Annotated in this window: 15 protein-coding genes; all 15 read right to left on the reverse strand. The window is 49.7% G+C overall.

Features of this window, described 5'->3' with window-relative positions; translation table 11 throughout:
- Nucleotides 1–630: contractile injection system protein, VgrG/Pvc8 family (locus tag HP401_RS34030; RefSeq protein ID WP_254457174.1), on the reverse strand; the 630-nt coding region annotated here is incomplete at its 3' end.
- 13 nt (nt 631–643) lie between these two features.
- Nucleotides 644–1066, reverse strand: coding sequence for a DUF4280 domain-containing protein (locus tag HP401_RS34035; RefSeq protein WP_015892706.1), 423 nt, complete (start codon nt 1064–1066; stop codon nt 644–646).
- Entirely contained in the window at nt 1053–1604 is a 552-nt protein-coding gene (locus tag HP401_RS34040) for an imm11 family protein (RefSeq protein ID WP_173606924.1), read from the reverse strand. The genes HP401_RS34035 and HP401_RS34040 overlap by 14 nt, the downstream gene beginning before the upstream one ends.
- Complete coding sequence (locus HP401_RS34045) at nt 1601–2746, reverse strand: pentapeptide repeat-containing protein (protein ID WP_173606925.1); 1146 nt, start codon at nt 2744–2746, stop codon at nt 1601–1603. The genes HP401_RS34040 and HP401_RS34045 overlap by 4 nt, the downstream gene beginning before the upstream one ends.
- Before the next feature lie 72 nt (nt 2747–2818).
- A complete protein-coding gene (locus tag HP401_RS34050) occupies nt 2819–4243 on the reverse strand; it encodes a contractile injection system protein, VgrG/Pvc8 family (protein ID WP_173606926.1) in 1425 nt (474 codons plus the stop codon).
- Complete coding sequence (locus HP401_RS34055; RefSeq protein WP_254457175.1) at nt 4240–4902, reverse strand: hypothetical protein; 663 nt, start codon at nt 4900–4902, stop codon at nt 4240–4242. Before HP401_RS34055 ends, HP401_RS34050 begins: the two co-directional genes overlap by 4 nt.
- A 20-nt stretch (nt 4903–4922) precedes the next feature.
- The gene (locus HP401_RS34060; protein ID WP_173606928.1) at nt 4923–5702 is read right to left on the reverse strand and encodes a DNA and RNA helicase; all 780 of its coding nucleotides are present in this window, start codon (nt 5700–5702) and stop codon (nt 4923–4925) included.
- Between the two features lie 44 nt (nt 5703–5746).
- Nucleotides 5747–8422, reverse strand: a complete 2676-nt coding sequence (locus HP401_RS34065; protein ID WP_173606929.1) for an acetate and sugar kinases/Hsc70/actin family protein — start codon at nt 8420–8422, stop codon at nt 5747–5749.
- 52 nt (nt 8423–8474) lie between these two features.
- Nucleotides 8475–9170 carry an iron-dependent peroxidase gene (locus HP401_RS34070; RefSeq protein WP_173606930.1) on the reverse strand — a complete coding sequence of 232 codons (696 nt, stop codon included), beginning with the start codon at nt 9168–9170 and terminating at the stop codon, nt 8475–8477.
- Nucleotides 9161–10438 carry a hypothetical protein gene (locus tag HP401_RS34075; protein WP_016743186.1) on the reverse strand — a complete coding sequence of 426 codons (1278 nt, stop codon included), beginning with the start codon at nt 10436–10438 and terminating at the stop codon, nt 9161–9163. Before HP401_RS34075 ends, HP401_RS34070 begins: the two co-directional genes overlap by 10 nt.
- Entirely contained in the window at nt 10435–12357 is a 1923-nt protein-coding gene (locus HP401_RS34080) for a PP2C family protein-serine/threonine phosphatase (RefSeq protein WP_173606931.1), read from the reverse strand. The genes HP401_RS34075 and HP401_RS34080 overlap by 4 nt, the downstream gene beginning before the upstream one ends.
- A 20-nt stretch (nt 12358–12377) precedes the next feature.
- Nucleotides 12378–13217 carry a PP2C family protein-serine/threonine phosphatase gene (locus tag HP401_RS34085; RefSeq protein WP_015892716.1) on the reverse strand — a complete coding sequence of 280 codons (840 nt, stop codon included), beginning with the start codon at nt 13215–13217 and terminating at the stop codon, nt 12378–12380.
- Between the two features lie 5 nt (nt 13218–13222).
- Nucleotides 13223–13753 (reverse strand): FHA domain-containing protein, encoded by a 531-nt coding sequence (locus HP401_RS34090; RefSeq protein WP_015892717.1) that lies wholly within the window; start codon nt 13751–13753, stop codon nt 13223–13225.
- 70 nt (nt 13754–13823) lie between these two features.
- Nucleotides 13824–14378 (reverse strand): FHA domain-containing protein, encoded by a 555-nt coding sequence (locus HP401_RS34095; RefSeq protein WP_064202727.1) that lies wholly within the window; start codon nt 14376–14378, stop codon nt 13824–13826.
- Between the two features lie 331 nt (nt 14379–14709).
- The gene (locus tag HP401_RS34100; RefSeq protein WP_015892719.1) at nt 14710–15162 is read right to left on the reverse strand and encodes a J domain-containing protein; all 453 of its coding nucleotides are present in this window, start codon (nt 15160–15162) and stop codon (nt 14710–14712) included.
- Nucleotides 15163–15243: the final 81 nt, after the last annotated feature.

Consider the following 15243-nt stretch of genomic DNA (forward strand, 5'->3'; position numbering starts at 1 on the left):
CGACAGCCTTTTGCTGATGGTGTAGCTCGCGTCTGTCAGTTGAGCAGTACGTCCCTCGGGTAAGCCAAACCAGAACTTTGGCTTATCCGCGACAGCCTCGGCGACGAGAATAGAGCCGAAGCGGGAGGCCAGTCGCTTTAAAAACTCCCAATCTGTCTCCTGATACTGGATGGCAATGGTCCCAAGCGGTGCTCCGTTCGAAGCATGATCCAAATAATCCGAGCCAGGATAGTCCTTTGTGATTTCATCCAGCAGACTGGCATACGTCATTTGTTTATGCTGAAAAGAGCGCATCTTGCGCTGTCCGTCCATTCGCTGTGTGTGCGAGACCGCTTCCAGCTCCAAATGATACACGCCGTGAACAAAATTGACACTGACGGAATCCACGAGTCCTTTAAACAGCGTCTTTGTAAGCGAACCGTTTTCCACCAAATTCAGCGCGACTGTATCCTCACTCGTCGCCATCTCAATGTAGCGGTCGCTTTTTTCCTCCGGGATGATACCGGTGACGAACAGTCTGGCGTGCTCATTGACTTTCTTCACGATTCTGACATCTTGTAGGCTTTGGATTTCAAAGGGTGAGACCAACTGAATATTCTCGTATCCAGCCAGCTTCTCTGTCGTATTCATACAATCCCCCTCACTATTGCTCCTGTCCGTCGTCTTCGATGCGAATGCAGCCTCCATATATGCACATGTTCGTGCTGGTGTTTAACAGGGCGGGATGATTTTCGACGAGTACATCTGCCTTGCCATCGATCCAGGGCATGGTGACTACTGGAATGCATGGCATCGGCTTGAGTACGCCGTTGTTGGCAGCAGTTGCAGCTGCAACAGTTGGATTTTTCTCGCATTTGCATTTGCCGAACGGCATGATGTTCACTTGCGGCATATAGTCATTCACGTTCATCTGTGCCTGATTGCGAATGTACACGCCATGACTGAACGGCGTTTTCAGCTTGTTCTTCTGGCTCCCGTAGTCGCACGTGAGAATTGCTCCTGCCACGACGTAGCTTTTCTTCGGAGCCGACGACGGTACAACATCGACATCTTCAATCATGGGCATGACTCATTCTCCTCCCTGCTTGCTCTGCTTTTTTCAAGCGGATACCGAAAAAGTCCCTCCGCAGCAAAGCTTCCGCCAGCCGCAAATCGATGAGGATATACGGTTCGCGAATCCCTTCGATTTGAAAGATCGTATGGCGTCCAATCTTGTCTGGATCGAGAACCAGCCTTTTGAGTGAGCCGTCCCTGTGAAACTCGCTTTGCTCGGACAGGCAGTTCACGCGCGGCAGGATCATCAGCCAGTACAAATCCTGCTTGATCCGCTCCCTGTCTACCAGCACGACGGATTTGACAAACAGCTTCGGTGCGAACTTGTGGATGATTGTCTTTAAGCGGTTGGAATAGAGCGGGATCGGTCTGTCGAGAAAATCCAGATAGTCATTTTCTTTCTTTTGCTTGATGTCGAACTGGATGACGGCCTCGTCCAACTCGTCCTGATATTCTGTGGTGAGCCACTCCTGCCGGATGACGTCAAAAACGCCCGTTGGCTCTACTGCACTCGCGATTCGCTCGTCTTGTGACAAGATGAAATAATTCATACTTTACTCCCCTCTCGCCAAATGACATGTCGCTCCTGAAGCTCATCCAACAGAATAGAATCCCTTGCCTCCTCCGAGAATACGGCTCTCTCCAGAAGCGCGCCGCTAAAATTCGCTCCGGTCAAAATCGCATCTGTAAAGTCTGCTCCGCGCAGATCGGCTCCAGTAAAATCAGTCCCGGTCATGTCCGCCCCGACGAACAAGACACCATCAAAGCCGGGCGTCTCCCACGCATCTGGTTCCAACAAACCCCTTGGCCCGGATGCTTCACGAAAGCTAGCGCCTAGCAGATTCGCTCCGGTAAAATCCGCTCCATGAATGAGACTGTCTCCGAAATCAACCGCTTTTAGCTGGGCACGATGCCATCTCGTCCCGACCAAAACACTTTCGCGAAGGCTTGCTTTCGTTAGCTGACTGTCAGAGAGGTCCGAATAACGAAGATCAAGACCATCGAATTGCCCTTGCCCCAGATCGAGGCCAGCCAAAACCTTGTAGCCGTATTCCAGCTCTTGCTTTTCTTCCAGCCAAGCACGGATCATCCCTGAATCTTTGTGGCGAGTGTCCAGACAATACACGATCTCGCTTTGATCCAGATATTCTCCGACACGCACCTCCAGCTCCGGCTCCTTGTCCACCTGTTGAAAAACTTCCAGCTGAACAGCCTGCACCATGGCATAACGGATCAGGTGAACGACATATTGATGAAACTTCTCTGCCTCCACGAGCTTGATCCGTTCGATATCGGGAAGTCTTACGTGTCCGGCATACGCTCTGGCAGCCTCGTTCCATTCGTCTGCGAGCCGATCCAAAAAGCGGAAAGCCCAGCTCGCATCATAGCTGGTTTGACACTCTACCGGATCGAAAAACCAACTGCTGTCCGTAGCTTCCAGCAAATAATGACTGCTTCCAAGAAGAAGCTCCGTCCGCAGCATGGAATAGGTCAAGTGCGCCAGTTTGCCCTTTGTCCCTTGCTCCTGCTTATCAACCACGCGTCGGCATATGGCTTCAAATGAATGAAGAAATTCTTTTGCGAGCCTCTCTTTATTCGCCTGATAGTAAGCATCCAAGGCATGCAGGCTGGCAATGGTTCTCTTCGGCACCTCGTGCTCCTTGAAATGCTGCAAGGCTTCCTCTCTCTCCATGCCAATCCCCCCTTCTTCTCACCGTTTTTGCATACACCAAACACACGGTTACCCGCGTGGCAACCATGTGTGTCAATTGGTTTTGAGCTCCTGCCCGACGATGCTTGTATTTCCGTCCATCTTGATGTTGCTCTCTTTGCAGGTGAGACTAATCTCCTCTTTCGCCGAGATAATCACCTTCGTGGCAGAGTCCATCAAAATATCCTTTTCGGAGACAACCTTGATATTTTTTTTGCTAAAAATCTGGATGCCGTCCGCGTCGGTCATTCGAATGAGGATTTCCCCGTCCTTTGCGCTAAGCAATACCTCCGACGGGCTGAACATCAGTTCTTTTCCGTTGGCTGTGCGGAAGTATTTGATATCGGGATTCCCGAGCTTGTTCGTTTCGCCCTCGTCTGAATTTTTCCGGACAGAGCTGATCGCAATCCCGTCACTTTCCTTGTTGCTCGGAAAATAGACGCGGACGTAGTCATCGAGCTCCGGCATGCAATACCAACCGCTGTTTCCTTCGGCCGTATAAACGGAAGAGTACGGGAACCAGTGCGCCTCGCTCTTGCTCTGGCTCTCATCGATATCGAGGTGGATTTTGACGTTGTCTTTTGAGACCTCAATGACTTTCCCCTGCACCGATGCCCCTACGATGAGCGAATTGTGGAGCGGCTTTTGGCTCATTCCTTTTTTGGACGCGAGCAAATACTTGTGCTTGAGCAAGCCTTTCTTCATCTCGGTATGGGCTTCATACACATACAGACTCTTCCCTTTGAAATCCACACCGTTGCCCAAATCGAGCACGCGATCCGTCTCTACCTCGTAAAAGATGTAGTCATTTTCATCCACGCCCTTTACCCCGTTTTCCGAGGAATGGCGGAATTCATTCAAATTTTTGCGCACCCGGTAGTGAAAATCGTCGAGCTTACCCTTAGAAGCACCCTCTGGCACACCGAAGCTGAACTTCGGCTTTTCAAAAACGGATGCTGGCATTAGTCCAGTCTGAAAACGCGAAGCAAGCCGCTTGAGAAATTGCCAATCCGTCTCCTGATACTGCATGGTAAAGGAGCCCAGCTTCCCACCATTAGAGGCCATGTCCATAATGTCCATGCCTGGGTATTCTCCTGCGATTGTCTTCAAAAGGGCACCGTAGGTCATGGCTTTGTTTTGAAACGAACGGCTCTTGCGTTTCACGTCGAGATTGTACGTAGGCGAGACAGCTTCGACGTACAAATAATACACGTCTCGTACGGCCTTGATGCCTATCTCCAGAACGATCCCCGCAAAAAGCGGCGTGGTGTTGCCGTCGTTATCTACCTGACTGATTTCGATCGGGGTCTGTGCTTCTGTCATTTCTACATAGCTGTCCTTCAATTCTTCTGGTACGATCCCCGTAAATGTCAGGCGAGCGTGCTCATTAATCTTTTTCGTAATCGTCAGTTCTACCAGATGCGTCAATTGATAAGGAGAGATTTGCAAATTGTTGTAGGCAATGACAGGAAGACTCATATTTTCCCTTCTCCCTTCCCATTTTCATCCGAATTGGTGGATACGAGCGACAAGGAATCCATGATTCCCCAGCCTACTGGCTTCCAATCTGACAGCTCCTGCTCCGTGCAATTGAACGTGCAGAGAAGAGCGCGTCCCTGTAGCGAGACAAAGCTGATCAGGTTGTAAATGTCTGTATCCAATGCTGGTGCAACAAATTCGAAAAATCCGACGCTGGTCCCGGCAATCTCACGTATTCCTTCCTCCTGCCAACGAGCGAGCGGCTGTGTTCTCCGCAAAACCTGCTTCATGACATCCATGAAGGCTTTTAGCTGCGCAGGAGAATCCGTCAGCTTGCTCTCGGTATAGGTAAAAGCCAGGTTAATTGAAGCTGTTTCGTTCGTAAAAATCAGGGAAGGCCTACGTTCCGATGGATACTTCAGAGCTGCTACTTCTGGACTCATGATGGAAAATGTCTTCGGGATTCGAATCTGTACGAGATCGTCGAGGACGCGCTTGTCCTCCATGGGAATTTTCTCTTCACCGACTGTAATAAATGATTTGTTCACCACATCCAGTCGATTTTTTCCCTTGGGACCAAAACGTATTGCTGCTGGCTGTGCATCCTCATCGGAAAGCTCATTTAACATGCCGATAATGCTTTCATCCATGCGCGCCATTTCCATTCACCATCCTTTCGTTAATCAACAATAACTCGCTGACGCCCGCCTGTTTTCCACTCTGTTTTTGAGGACCTTCCGCCGCTCTTGGCGTCATCCAAGATGCGTGCGAGGTATTTGAGGATCTGCAGGTTCGTATACTCGCGGTAACCCGTTCCCATTCTGTTGCCTATATAATGAAGAACGAGCCCCCGCTCTACTCTGTCCGCATTCAAGCACTGCATGGCAAAGGCGAGATCATACGGGTGATTGGTGACCGTTTTTAGCATTTCATTCGCAAAATACCGCAGGATGTAGGGAGCAAGCGTTGGCTCGTTTCTCCCGGCATGTTCGACATGAACGATATTCCACGTGTTGAATTCGGTCGCCATATCGGCTAAGTCCTGATAATCCCCGCGAAGCCTTGCTCCTTGCTTGAGCTTGAAGCGCCCCAACTCCCTTTCATCAGGGCGTGACTCTAGCTCCGTATCGAGAGCATACGACGTCTCGTAAACGTAATAGTCGGTCAGCGAAGTCTCTTCCTGAAAGCGAATCTTGAGCACGGTCTCCATACCTGTGGCCTCATAAGGGATGCGCTCTTCGCGTTCAAACAAGTAAATCCGTCCTTGATGCTTGACGATCCCTCTACCGACAGTGAGGTGCCCTTCGCCAATCGTTACATCCATCCCGGAAATAATGCCGTCTGTATAATCTTGAAAGTATAAATCGACAAAATGTCGCGGGTAATCACGCAGATTCTCAAGCATCTCCCGCTTGAGAATTCGACCTTTATGAAAATTGGGATAGAGATGGGAAAACACCGCTGTTCCCCCTTCCTGTTCATTTAAGCTGCCTGGTTATTTGCTCATTTCATCCCGTCAAAGAAATCAAGCTCGGACAAGTCACTCTCAAAAGCAAAGAAAACCTTTTTCCCCAAAGCGAGCTGTTCATTCAGACGAGCTACTGGCACGACATGGAATCCCCACTCACTGCCGCTCGCAAAAACGAAGTATTTCGACTCCCCATTTTGAATCGAGTCAGTCTCATCCTGCGGGATATGAGTACCGTACTTGCTCGCAATGTCCTCATACAATACGGTTTTGTATTGAGCGGGTTCATCCATGTACAAGTACCGCTGGCGCAGCTGGCCGTCATTTTCCTTGAGATAAAATTCAACCTCGCTCACGCCGTAGGGACGCGAGATAGAGCCATGCACGAGACTCAGCTTTTCCTGACTGTGAATGAGCACTCTCTCTTGCTTGTTATGCGTGAAGGCGGTCACGGAATACGGGACGATCGGTGCATGATTCGTAATCTGCGCTTCGATGAAACCTGCCTTTTTAGCACTTTGATAGCGCAGTGCTCCACGCAAGCAAGACAGCTTCAGGTCTGGCACCTTGCCCGCATCCTCCGACTTTTGCCGGAACTCGATGCTGCGTCCAGGGACAAACTCTTTGAGCGCTTCACGGAAAACATCAATCCGGCACGACTGCCCAGTCAGCTTGATGATCGAGAAGTCAGCCAGCCTTCCCTGTTGGTAAAAATCGTCCAAGAAGACGCGCAAAATCTCGTAAATATCGGCCTTAATCAGGTGATTGATCTCTTTGGCGTTGAAAACGACATCAGGAAAATCAAACACGTCCCGGAAGCGACCATCCTCCCGTATCGACAACACCCATCGCTCGACTGCCGTCAGCTTTAGATCGGGCTCTTGGCGATTTTCTGTATCGGATGTGAAGCGATTGCGCAGAATGCCGGTCTGACGGAAAAACTCTTTTTTCATATGGTCAGCGAGGTCCCACAAAAAGTGAAAATTGTTGCGGACACGCTGATACTCGTCCCTGCTCTTGTTCTCGTACTCCTTGTAGCGAGTCGGTAAAATCGCCTCAGCTTCCCGATATCTCGCCTCGAAGCGTTCATAGATGGAGTCGACGCCGTATTCATCCACGTACCGGAATATTTCCGATCCAGGGATGTCGATGATTTGGTCGATGTCGGTCACTTGCCGCCCTTTTCCGTAATAGTCGGCGAAGACGATTTTCATAAATTGCATGATGCGATACGTAATGTTGTTGCCGCCAAAATTGGTGTCGCCGTTTTCATAGGTCGTATCGATATCGATGCGATAGGAGATATGTCCGTCCTCAATCCGGAAATGGCAGGATGACAGATCCGTCGTGCCTCCGCCGCAATCGATGACGAGCGCTTGATAGGTCTCCCCGTCCATAAAGCTGTTTTTGTCAATTTGATCGGCAATCGTGTTAAACAGGACGGCCATTCCTTCATCGAGAGCGTGCTCTGATTCAATCCGATACTCCGGCAAAATCTCGGTGAACATCTCAAGAAACTGCGTTTTCAGTTTGACCGGACTTGTGATATGCAGATGACGAAAGCGGCATTTGAATTGGTGCTCGGCCATTTGTATGACGTGAAGAAGGTACTGGCGCAGGATGTCGCTTCGTTTCACAGTCGCGGTATTTCCTTGGCTGTCCATGACCTCTTCGATCTTGTGATAGCTGTTCACCCAGCGCTTAATGCCTTGAAACACGGTCGCGTTCGTGCTGTATCCATTCTTTTTCATGTGCCGAAGTGCTTCATAGCCGATGTGAAAGCGAACGTCATGCGGGGAGGAGCAATCCGCCACGCTGACAGCCGTCGGCAGCACCTCGATCCATTCCTCGTTTTTTTGCGTCGTATCAGGGAAGGAGACGTAATTGATCGCATTCAAGCGTATACGTCCATTCAACAAGTCGTTGCTGGAAGGGGAGCTGACATATTGATGGTCGAGAAAAGCACCCGCTGTCGTCGAGGAGGTACCAAAATCAATCGCGAGAATGGCATCTGTTTCTTCCAATTCCCTGATCTCGAGGTCAGTCACAGGTACTTTGTAGTAGTGGAGATTGACAGGCGGTAACGGATGGTCCTGATGATACGCCTTGTACAAATACTCCGAATCCTGCTTGCGGAAAAAGAGCAGGCTGTAGTTTTGATTGACCGTTTTTCTCAGTTGAGCATCTTGGCAAGCGTGCAGCGTAAAATGCCCGGCTCTCCTATCATCTTTTTCCTTACGCAGATGCAGAATACCGCATAGCTCCATATGGTCATTCACCAAAAGCACATTGGATTCGGACAAGCCTTTGGAGGACTCGACGTGATAGTTGTCCAGCCTGCCAATGGCAAGACCCATGTACAAGCACATCTTCGCTGGAATTTTGATCACATCTACACCTGGCATCGGTGTGTTTAAATATTTGTGGAGTACGGCTTCGAGGCGTTCAACACCACCTGGTACAGTACTTTCAATCAGGAGGTTTTCTTCTGCACCGCGGAAACGCAGAATCGTATGCAGCAGTCCCTCCCGATCGAGATTGTTCACGACAGAGCCGACCAGCTTCTCCTTGTAACAAATATTGCGGAGCTGAAAGGTCGTCATCTCCATCAGCTCGTCCCGTGTATAGGTCGCTTCGCCTGGATGATTGCGTTGATTTCCATCCCCGCTGCTGCCCTTTTGGAGATGAAGCTTATATGAATAGGTAGACATCCCAACTCTCCTCTCTCCCGACCTTTTGTTGGGGTCAATCGTTCAAAAACCTCTAGTAAAGTGCAACATTGTCGATTTGCATCGTTTCCTCGACATCCAAAATGCCAAAATGGTTTCGCCAATAAATCTCTGTATGGAACCGAACCGGTAGAAAAATATCCTTGATTAAAGCGAGCTTGGCTTGTGCGGTTTCACTCTCCGACTGCCCGACGTAAATCAGCAGCTCATCTTTTTCTTCGCAATTCGCGTAAATGGTAGAGTGAGAGAATATTTTTCGCATCGTATCCTTGAGCAGGTACACCGCTTCGCCGGTCTCATACAAGCGCAAAATATTGCCCGCGATAATCTCTCGCTCCTCTTTGGTAAAAAGTCGAATATTTTCCTGTACCCGACTACCGAATAGCCCCGCTTCCAAGTCGCGCAAAACAAAACGAATGTGGTATTCACGCTTGTTCATCCCTTGCGACAGATCGATCTCGGCCAGCAGATGGATGATGATATCAAACAAGGTATGCCGAAGCTCTGCATCGTCGGAGTAATTGGCGTCAAAAAGGTCACGGAAAATATCGTCGAAGCGATAGTACGGATTCACCTCTACCGTTTTTTCCACCGCTTTGGCGTTGATGGCCTCATGACTCAGCTCCATGTAGGGCGAATACACTTTGGCCGCTTTGAACTGGATGTCTTTATTGGCGATCCCGGCGCGTTTTGCACGAATAACCAAATCCCAGATGTAATTCAAGCCCATTCTCCTTCACACTTGTATTCCGGAAAATACATCTGCACCTCGGAAACGAGGAAGCTCATCATGTCTTGGAGAATAAAGCTGTTCGCCCCGCGTCTCCGAAAGCCGAGAGCCATGATCTTCTTGTCATTTTCTACGCGGACATTATCGCTAATGAACGGATTCAAACCGTATGTGGCGGGAGGCCGATTGTTTTTATCCCGAATCTCGACATTCACTAGCTCCAGCTGTTCCGCGGCCTCAAAGGAATGGACGATCCGGATAATTTCTCCTTTGGCCCGTACGGTCATCGCCTGCTTCCGCGCATAGCTCCCAATGAAGCTGTTTTTGCGACGATTGGATACCAATTCGTAATCCAGTCTTCCGATGCGGGTCGTGACAGGCTGCGTAATTTTGCATACATTCCAAACACCCGATTTCTCTTGAGGCGAGACGATCGTCAGCTCCTCCGGTGACCGCTTGATATAGCGAATCAGCTCTTCATCTCCATCCACCAAATACCCGTGCTCGCTACCCGTCTTACGTAACGACAGGACATGCTCGAAGTTCACCCGGTCAATGGCAGGTACGGGAAAGCCGATGTTTTTTAAAGCCAAGCGCTCGATGTTCCACAACGGGATGACATCAAGCTTTTTGTAAGGCTCCCACTCATCGAGGGTAATCGACATTTCCAGTATCTCTTCGTCTTCTGTAAACGTGCCCTCACAGGCAACCAGAATGACATCGAAAAACTTGCTAGCGTAAGGATGATTCACCGTTTTCCACGGCATCCCGTTCTTTTGAAACATGTTGTACAGCTTTTCCAGCTCATCCATATACACGCGACTTTGTTGGAGGCGCACCTCGATTGGATAGTGATTGCCTGCCGTGTTCAGACGACCCTTGAAGGTTCGCTTGCTCATCATCAGCTCCTGAACCTTGTCGTACTCACACTCTAAAAAGATCGTCATCATGACCGCTTCTTCCTGGTTGCTGAGCTTGACCGCCAACTCTTTGCGATCACATACCTTCTTTTCCTCATCGCCAGGAATCATCGGGTATAAATACTCGTGGATTGGGTCAAAGTCATCGCGGTGGCAGAGGGTCACATAGATGTCATGCTTATCTTCCTTGTCCTCGATCTCGGAAAAAACACGCTCCTCCAGCTTCTTCTGCATCTCCTCCTGATACTCGACCAGATTGAGGAAGACACCGTTCATGATCTGCTTGAGCAATCTGCGCTGCTCCAGCTCCTCCATTTTGTTTAAACGATCCAGTACGATCTCTTTCATGGCGTTTTCGCTGCCTCCTCCTGTGTCGGGTTGGCTGTAGCTGGTGGATTAGCTTGCGGTGGCTGAACTGGTTGAGTCGCCGGAGCTGTCGCGGCTGGCGGAGCTGCTTGATTGTTCGGCACTACTGGGGGCACCGGAACTAGCTGGTACGTTGGAGCCACCGGATTGACTGGGACTACCTGATTGATCGGAGCTGTTTGGTTCGTCGGTGCCGTCTGATTCACCGGAGCTGTTTGATTTACCGGTGCGGTCTGATTTGCAGGAGCTGTCTGATTAACTGGTGCCCCTTGATTCAACTGAACTGCCGGAGGTTGACTCCCAGCACCCGTCCCTTGCACAGGAGGCTGACCTGCTGGCGCACCTGCCGAAGGCGGAGCAGCAGGAGGATTCAGCTTCTCCTCTGCTTTTGTCACCTTGCGCTCCATCGCCAAAACCTTCTCCAGCACACCAATCTCCTGATAAATTTCCTGCGCCATCGTATATGATTGGATCGCTCCCTCGAAGTCTTGCGCTGCATAGCTCTCGTCGCCTTGCTTCTCCAGCTTGTCGCCGTCGAGCGTCTTCTTTTCCTTATCGATACCCGTCTTTTTGGAAGCTACCTCGTCCAGCTTGGTACGCAGCTCCTTTTCTCCTGTTACAAAGGAAGTTTCCAACGCCAGCTTGCGCGCCTTTTGGTAATAGGCTTCCGCACCAGCGTAATCCTGCCCCTCAAACAAGAGATCGCCTTCCTTTTTCCACTGCATGACGAGCACATACGATTGCGTCTTTTCTTTTTTCTCCAAAATCTCCGATTCGTTAAAATCATCGCGCCCTTTCATTTCCTTGAGCGCCTTGTCGTACTTATCCAATGCTTTGGTATACTGCTCATCCTTTACAGCCGTATCTCCATCCACGATCAACTGTGTGATGCGGATCTTTTTGGCCAAGAGAGTAGCCTGAATTTTGTTTTTCACGATATTTGCAGCATTTCGGGCATCGCTGTATGCCTTGAGTGCCTTCGGATAATCGCCCTCCGCAATGAAAGCGTCTCCGGCTGTTTCATGCTCGAACATCCCTGTCGCAGCATCAGCGATGCGCTCCGCTTCCTTCATCTTGAACAGCAGAGCTCCGCCTCCAGCCAAGGCAAGTACGAGAAGGATGAGTGCCACCCTTTTGATGATCCGCCACTTTTTTTGCGGGTCTGTCTTGAAAATTTTGTTCGCAAAAATAGCAGCCACCGTGTAGTTTTGAACGACATGCTCCTGCTTGCTCAAAAGCACGTCCTCCAGCGTATCGATCCAGGCTTCAGGATCTTTCGCCTCTTGTAGCCCGTCCTGCATTTCGGCCGGATTCACCTTTTCCCACAGACCAGGGGTAGCAAGCAGAAAGACATCACCGTCATAGAGCGGGAGCTTCTTGGAGACAAACGGTCGAAATTCATTGGGTGTCCCCAAATAACTCAAGAGATTATGGCGCTCCTCGTGCTGATCAAGCGCGTCCTCTGCAATCTCCTCCCCATCCACCATCTGTTGGGCAAGACTCTGATCCTTGCTCTGCCATTGCAGTCTGCCATTGCGAAACTGATACATCCGGGTGTTACCAGCGATCCCGTACCTCACTCTGGCATAGTCCGTTACGATTACGGTCAGGCTCGCTTTTAGTCTGACGCGATGGCTCTCAGCTTGCAGGACACGATGCGCCTCCTGCAAATAGCGGCGAATGCGATAACGCGAAATGGACGGCTTCTGCAAAAAGTAGCCCAGAACGCTTTTGGCCGCCAACTCTGCACTCTCTACTTCCTGATCGTTATCCAATCCACGGGCGATTACCCAGCACGCGATATCATCCAGCTGTGCGTAGGCAAAGTAATCCTTGTTGCGAACGAAGCTGCCTGATTCGGATAGAAACCCGGTAATGAATTCACTGTTGTCCTTTCTCATTCGTACTACCCGCTCCCCCGTTACCAGCCTTTTTCCAGGATGAGAATGGTTGCGTTGTCCTGATTGGCTTTTTGCTTGCTTTCCACCGCTTCAATAATTTGGTCAGCCGCGTCATGGGCAGCGATATTTTGGAACAAAATCTGCTCCAGCTCCATCTCGGTTAACGTATCGTAAACACCGTCACTACAGAGAATGACCTTGTCTCCCTTTTCAAGCGGAAACGGCTCACGACCAATTTCGATATTTTGAAAGTTATCATAGCCCAAGTAGTTGATTAGCTGTTTTTTCTGCGGATGCTCTAACGCCTCGTCCTTCGTAATCTCACCGGACAGAAAACGCGCCTCCAGCACCGACTCATAAATGTCTTTTTGATTGATCGGAATGAATTCTCCATTCCGGAAAACGGTAATGATACTGTCTCCAACCGCTCCCCAATACAGCTTGTCCTCAACGATTACGCCAGCAACCAGTGTTGTCCCACCCCGACTTCCTCTTAAGGCCTGCAAAATCTCCGAATTGGCAAGAAAAGCAGCCCGGGAGAAGAAGAGGGAGATATGCTTCGGGTTATCCAGCTTAGTAAATTCACGGATAAACGTAGTCACGGCAAGGGTTGAAGCAAGTCTGCCGTTAGCTAGTCCACTGATTCCATCAGCTAAGACCGCAATCGTCCCATGAGACGATGTTGCTGTCGAAAAGTAATCATCCTGTTCTTCTCGTCTGCCGATCGTCTGTCCATTTCCGATCTGGATGACGGGATTCATTTCTTCCCGGATCAAAGCTGCACGCAGACGAAACAAAAGAGTAATGGCAATGATCACGCCAAGGACGACCAGATACGGGATTGCGCCCTGTTGAAACATGCTCATCATTCCTTGCCTTTGTTGGAGTTGTCCCACTCGAAGTGAACACCGCACAGCGGGATGAAAATAAAGGTACTCTTTCCGAGCTGGAGCACATCGTACGCAGTAAGCTCGACTGGTGTATACACCGCTTCATTGTTATGATAGGCAAGCCCCGACGCATCACCTGGGAGCAAGTAAAAGTTGCGTTTTTTCGGATCGTAAACAATCACCGCATGATTGCGGCGAGAGATCGCGTTGTCTCCGACGATTCGGATATGCATATCCTCTGCGCGACCGATGAAGTTCTTTTCCGCCATAATGCGGTAATCTTGACCTTGTTGTGGCCCCTCAATACATACCAGCCATCCGGTAACAGGTTCGATCCCTTCTGTTTCCCCCAGATATGGCATCGTCTTATCGTCGTCCGCCACTCTCGCCAGTGCTTTGTTGTCCGGTTTCGCCCCAGGCTCGACGACCATACTGCAATAAGGGCAGGTGCTTCCGTGTTTTCTGGTGCTAAACATGTGACCATTCGCGCATCTTGTCAAACTCATTCTTCTGCTCCCCCGTTTCGTTCCGTGCAAGGACGATATGTATGTGTAAAAGCGATGTTTCCCCCCGTTGTTATTTCAGCAACAAGCGGGTATTGGCTATGTAAATGATGTCGCCAGCCTTCACTTTATGCGGCTGTTCAATCTCTAGCTTGCTCTTGTCGCGTTTGTTCGGCTGCTTGATGCCCGTGCCGTTTTTGGAATGAATATCCTCGATGAACCAGTCCCCGGACGCTTGATTCAGAACCGCATGCTGCTTGCTGATCAAGGCTGCGTATTCCGCGTCCGCCAAGTCGATGTCAACCTCGTTTTGCGCGGAGCTTTTGCCGATCAAAAGGGAGGTCTCCCCTTGGATCAACCACTCCTTCACGCTCTCTCCCTCTTCATCTAATAGAACCAGTTTGGTGACGCCATCCTCTTTCTTTGGCTCCGGTTCGTCGGGGCTTCCGAATCTGACGATAATGACCCCGAACAAAAAGAGTCCGAAGGCGATTCCTGTAAAAATTTTCAGAGCGTTGCTGTCCGTATAACCAAAGACATAAATGAGTGCACTAATCACAAGAATGGAAATCAACAGCTCTATGAGCTTCACTCTGATGGACTTTTGGTACCCTTTTTTCTTCGCCACGTCTTAACCCCCAATCAACTACCTCAAAATGCTCTTGTTCAAAAATTTGTCTTTTCAGCACCGAGAAAGTTACGTGAACCTGAAGAAGGAGGAGCGCAGTGTAGGGGACCTACATGAGCACCGGACTTCAAAGGTGAACGTAAATTTCGATGCCGAATGAACTTCGAGAATGACTTCGTGATCAAAAGACGAATTTTTGACTTCCTCTTAAGAAAAATGCTCCGAGCTTTGGGAGAATGGTGTATGTATGGACATCCATCCAAAGACAGGAGCAGGTTGCTACTACCTCTATGTCATGAAAGAGCTGTCATCCAAGCCCGATTTTTCCCTCTTATTTTTTCTTCATGCGAAAAAACTGTTCAAACATATCTGTCGTATCCAGTGGATTTTTCTTTTCGGATTTCATGGTGTTTGGGTTAACCTCACCTGTCTTCGGATGAAAACCAAAAAATCGTTCAAAGGTGCTCCCCAAATCTTCGAAGTTCACACCCGGTGCAGACTGCGCTTGCTGTTTGCTTTGTCCTTGTTTTGTGCTGCTGGTATGACTGGTCTGCTGTTGCTTCTTCTGCTGAAAAGCTTCGTAACGCGCGTCGTACGCCTCGCGCAAGGCCGGGTCCTGCAATGTCTGATAGGCCTCGGTAATTTCTTTAAAGATTCGCTCTGACTCCATGCTCCCGGCATTGACATCCGGATGATGCTGCTTTGCCAGTTGACGGTATGCTTTTTTGATGTCATTCGTGGAAGCCTGTTTGGTTAGCCCCAGAATCTCGTAATAATTTTTCATGTGCGCACCCTCTGTCTGGCAATGATTTTCGTTATTTTGTAGAGCCGTACCTCGAACACGGCTTTCGAGGTACGGCTCTTC

The sequence above is a fragment of the Brevibacillus sp. HB2.2 genome (genome assembly GCF_013284275.1).
Taxonomy (GTDB): domain Bacteria; phylum Bacillota; class Bacilli; order Brevibacillales; family Brevibacillaceae; genus Brevibacillus; species Brevibacillus brevis_D.

Excerpts from the sequence above, each read along its gene's own strand:
- HP401_RS34070 (WP_173606930.1), bottom strand. The coding sequence starts at position 9,170 with ATGGGCTTGAATTACATCTGGGATTTGGTTATTCGTGCAAAACGCGCC.
- HP401_RS34090 (WP_015892717.1), bottom strand. The coding sequence starts at position 13,753 with ATGAGTTTGACAAGATGCGCGAATGGTCACATGTTTAGCACCAGAAAA.
- HP401_RS34075 (WP_016743186.1), bottom strand. The coding sequence starts at position 10,438 with ATGAAAGAGATCGTACTGGATCGTTTAAACAAAATGGAGGAGCTGGAG.
- HP401_RS34040 (WP_173606924.1), bottom strand. The coding sequence starts at position 1,604 with ATGAATTATTTCATCTTGTCACAAGACGAGCGAATCGCGAGTGCAGTA.
- HP401_RS34100 (WP_015892719.1), bottom strand. The coding sequence starts at position 15,162 with ATGAAAAATTATTACGAGATTCTGGGGCTAACCAAACAGGCTTCCACG.
- HP401_RS34050 (WP_173606926.1), bottom strand. The coding sequence starts at position 4,243 with ATGAGTCTTCCTGTCATTGCCTACAACAATTTGCAAATCTCTCCTTAT.
- HP401_RS34045 (WP_173606925.1), bottom strand. The coding sequence starts at position 2,746 with ATGGAGAGAGAGGAAGCCTTGCAGCATTTCAAGGAGCACGAGGTGCCG.
- HP401_RS34080 (WP_173606931.1), bottom strand. The coding sequence starts at position 12,357 with ATGAGAAAGGACAACAGTGAATTCATTACCGGGTTTCTATCCGAATCA.
- HP401_RS34035 (WP_015892706.1), bottom strand. The coding sequence starts at position 1,066 with ATGCCCATGATTGAAGATGTCGATGTTGTACCGTCGTCGGCTCCGAAG.
- HP401_RS34065 (WP_173606929.1), bottom strand. The coding sequence starts at position 8,422 with ATGTCTACCTATTCATATAAGCTTCATCTCCAAAAGGGCAGCAGCGGG.
- HP401_RS34055 (WP_254457175.1), bottom strand. The coding sequence starts at position 4,902 with ATGGCGCGCATGGATGAAAGCATTATCGGCATGTTAAATGAGCTTTCC.
- HP401_RS34085 (WP_015892716.1), bottom strand. The coding sequence starts at position 13,217 with ATGTTTCAACAGGGCGCAATCCCGTATCTGGTCGTCCTTGGCGTGATC.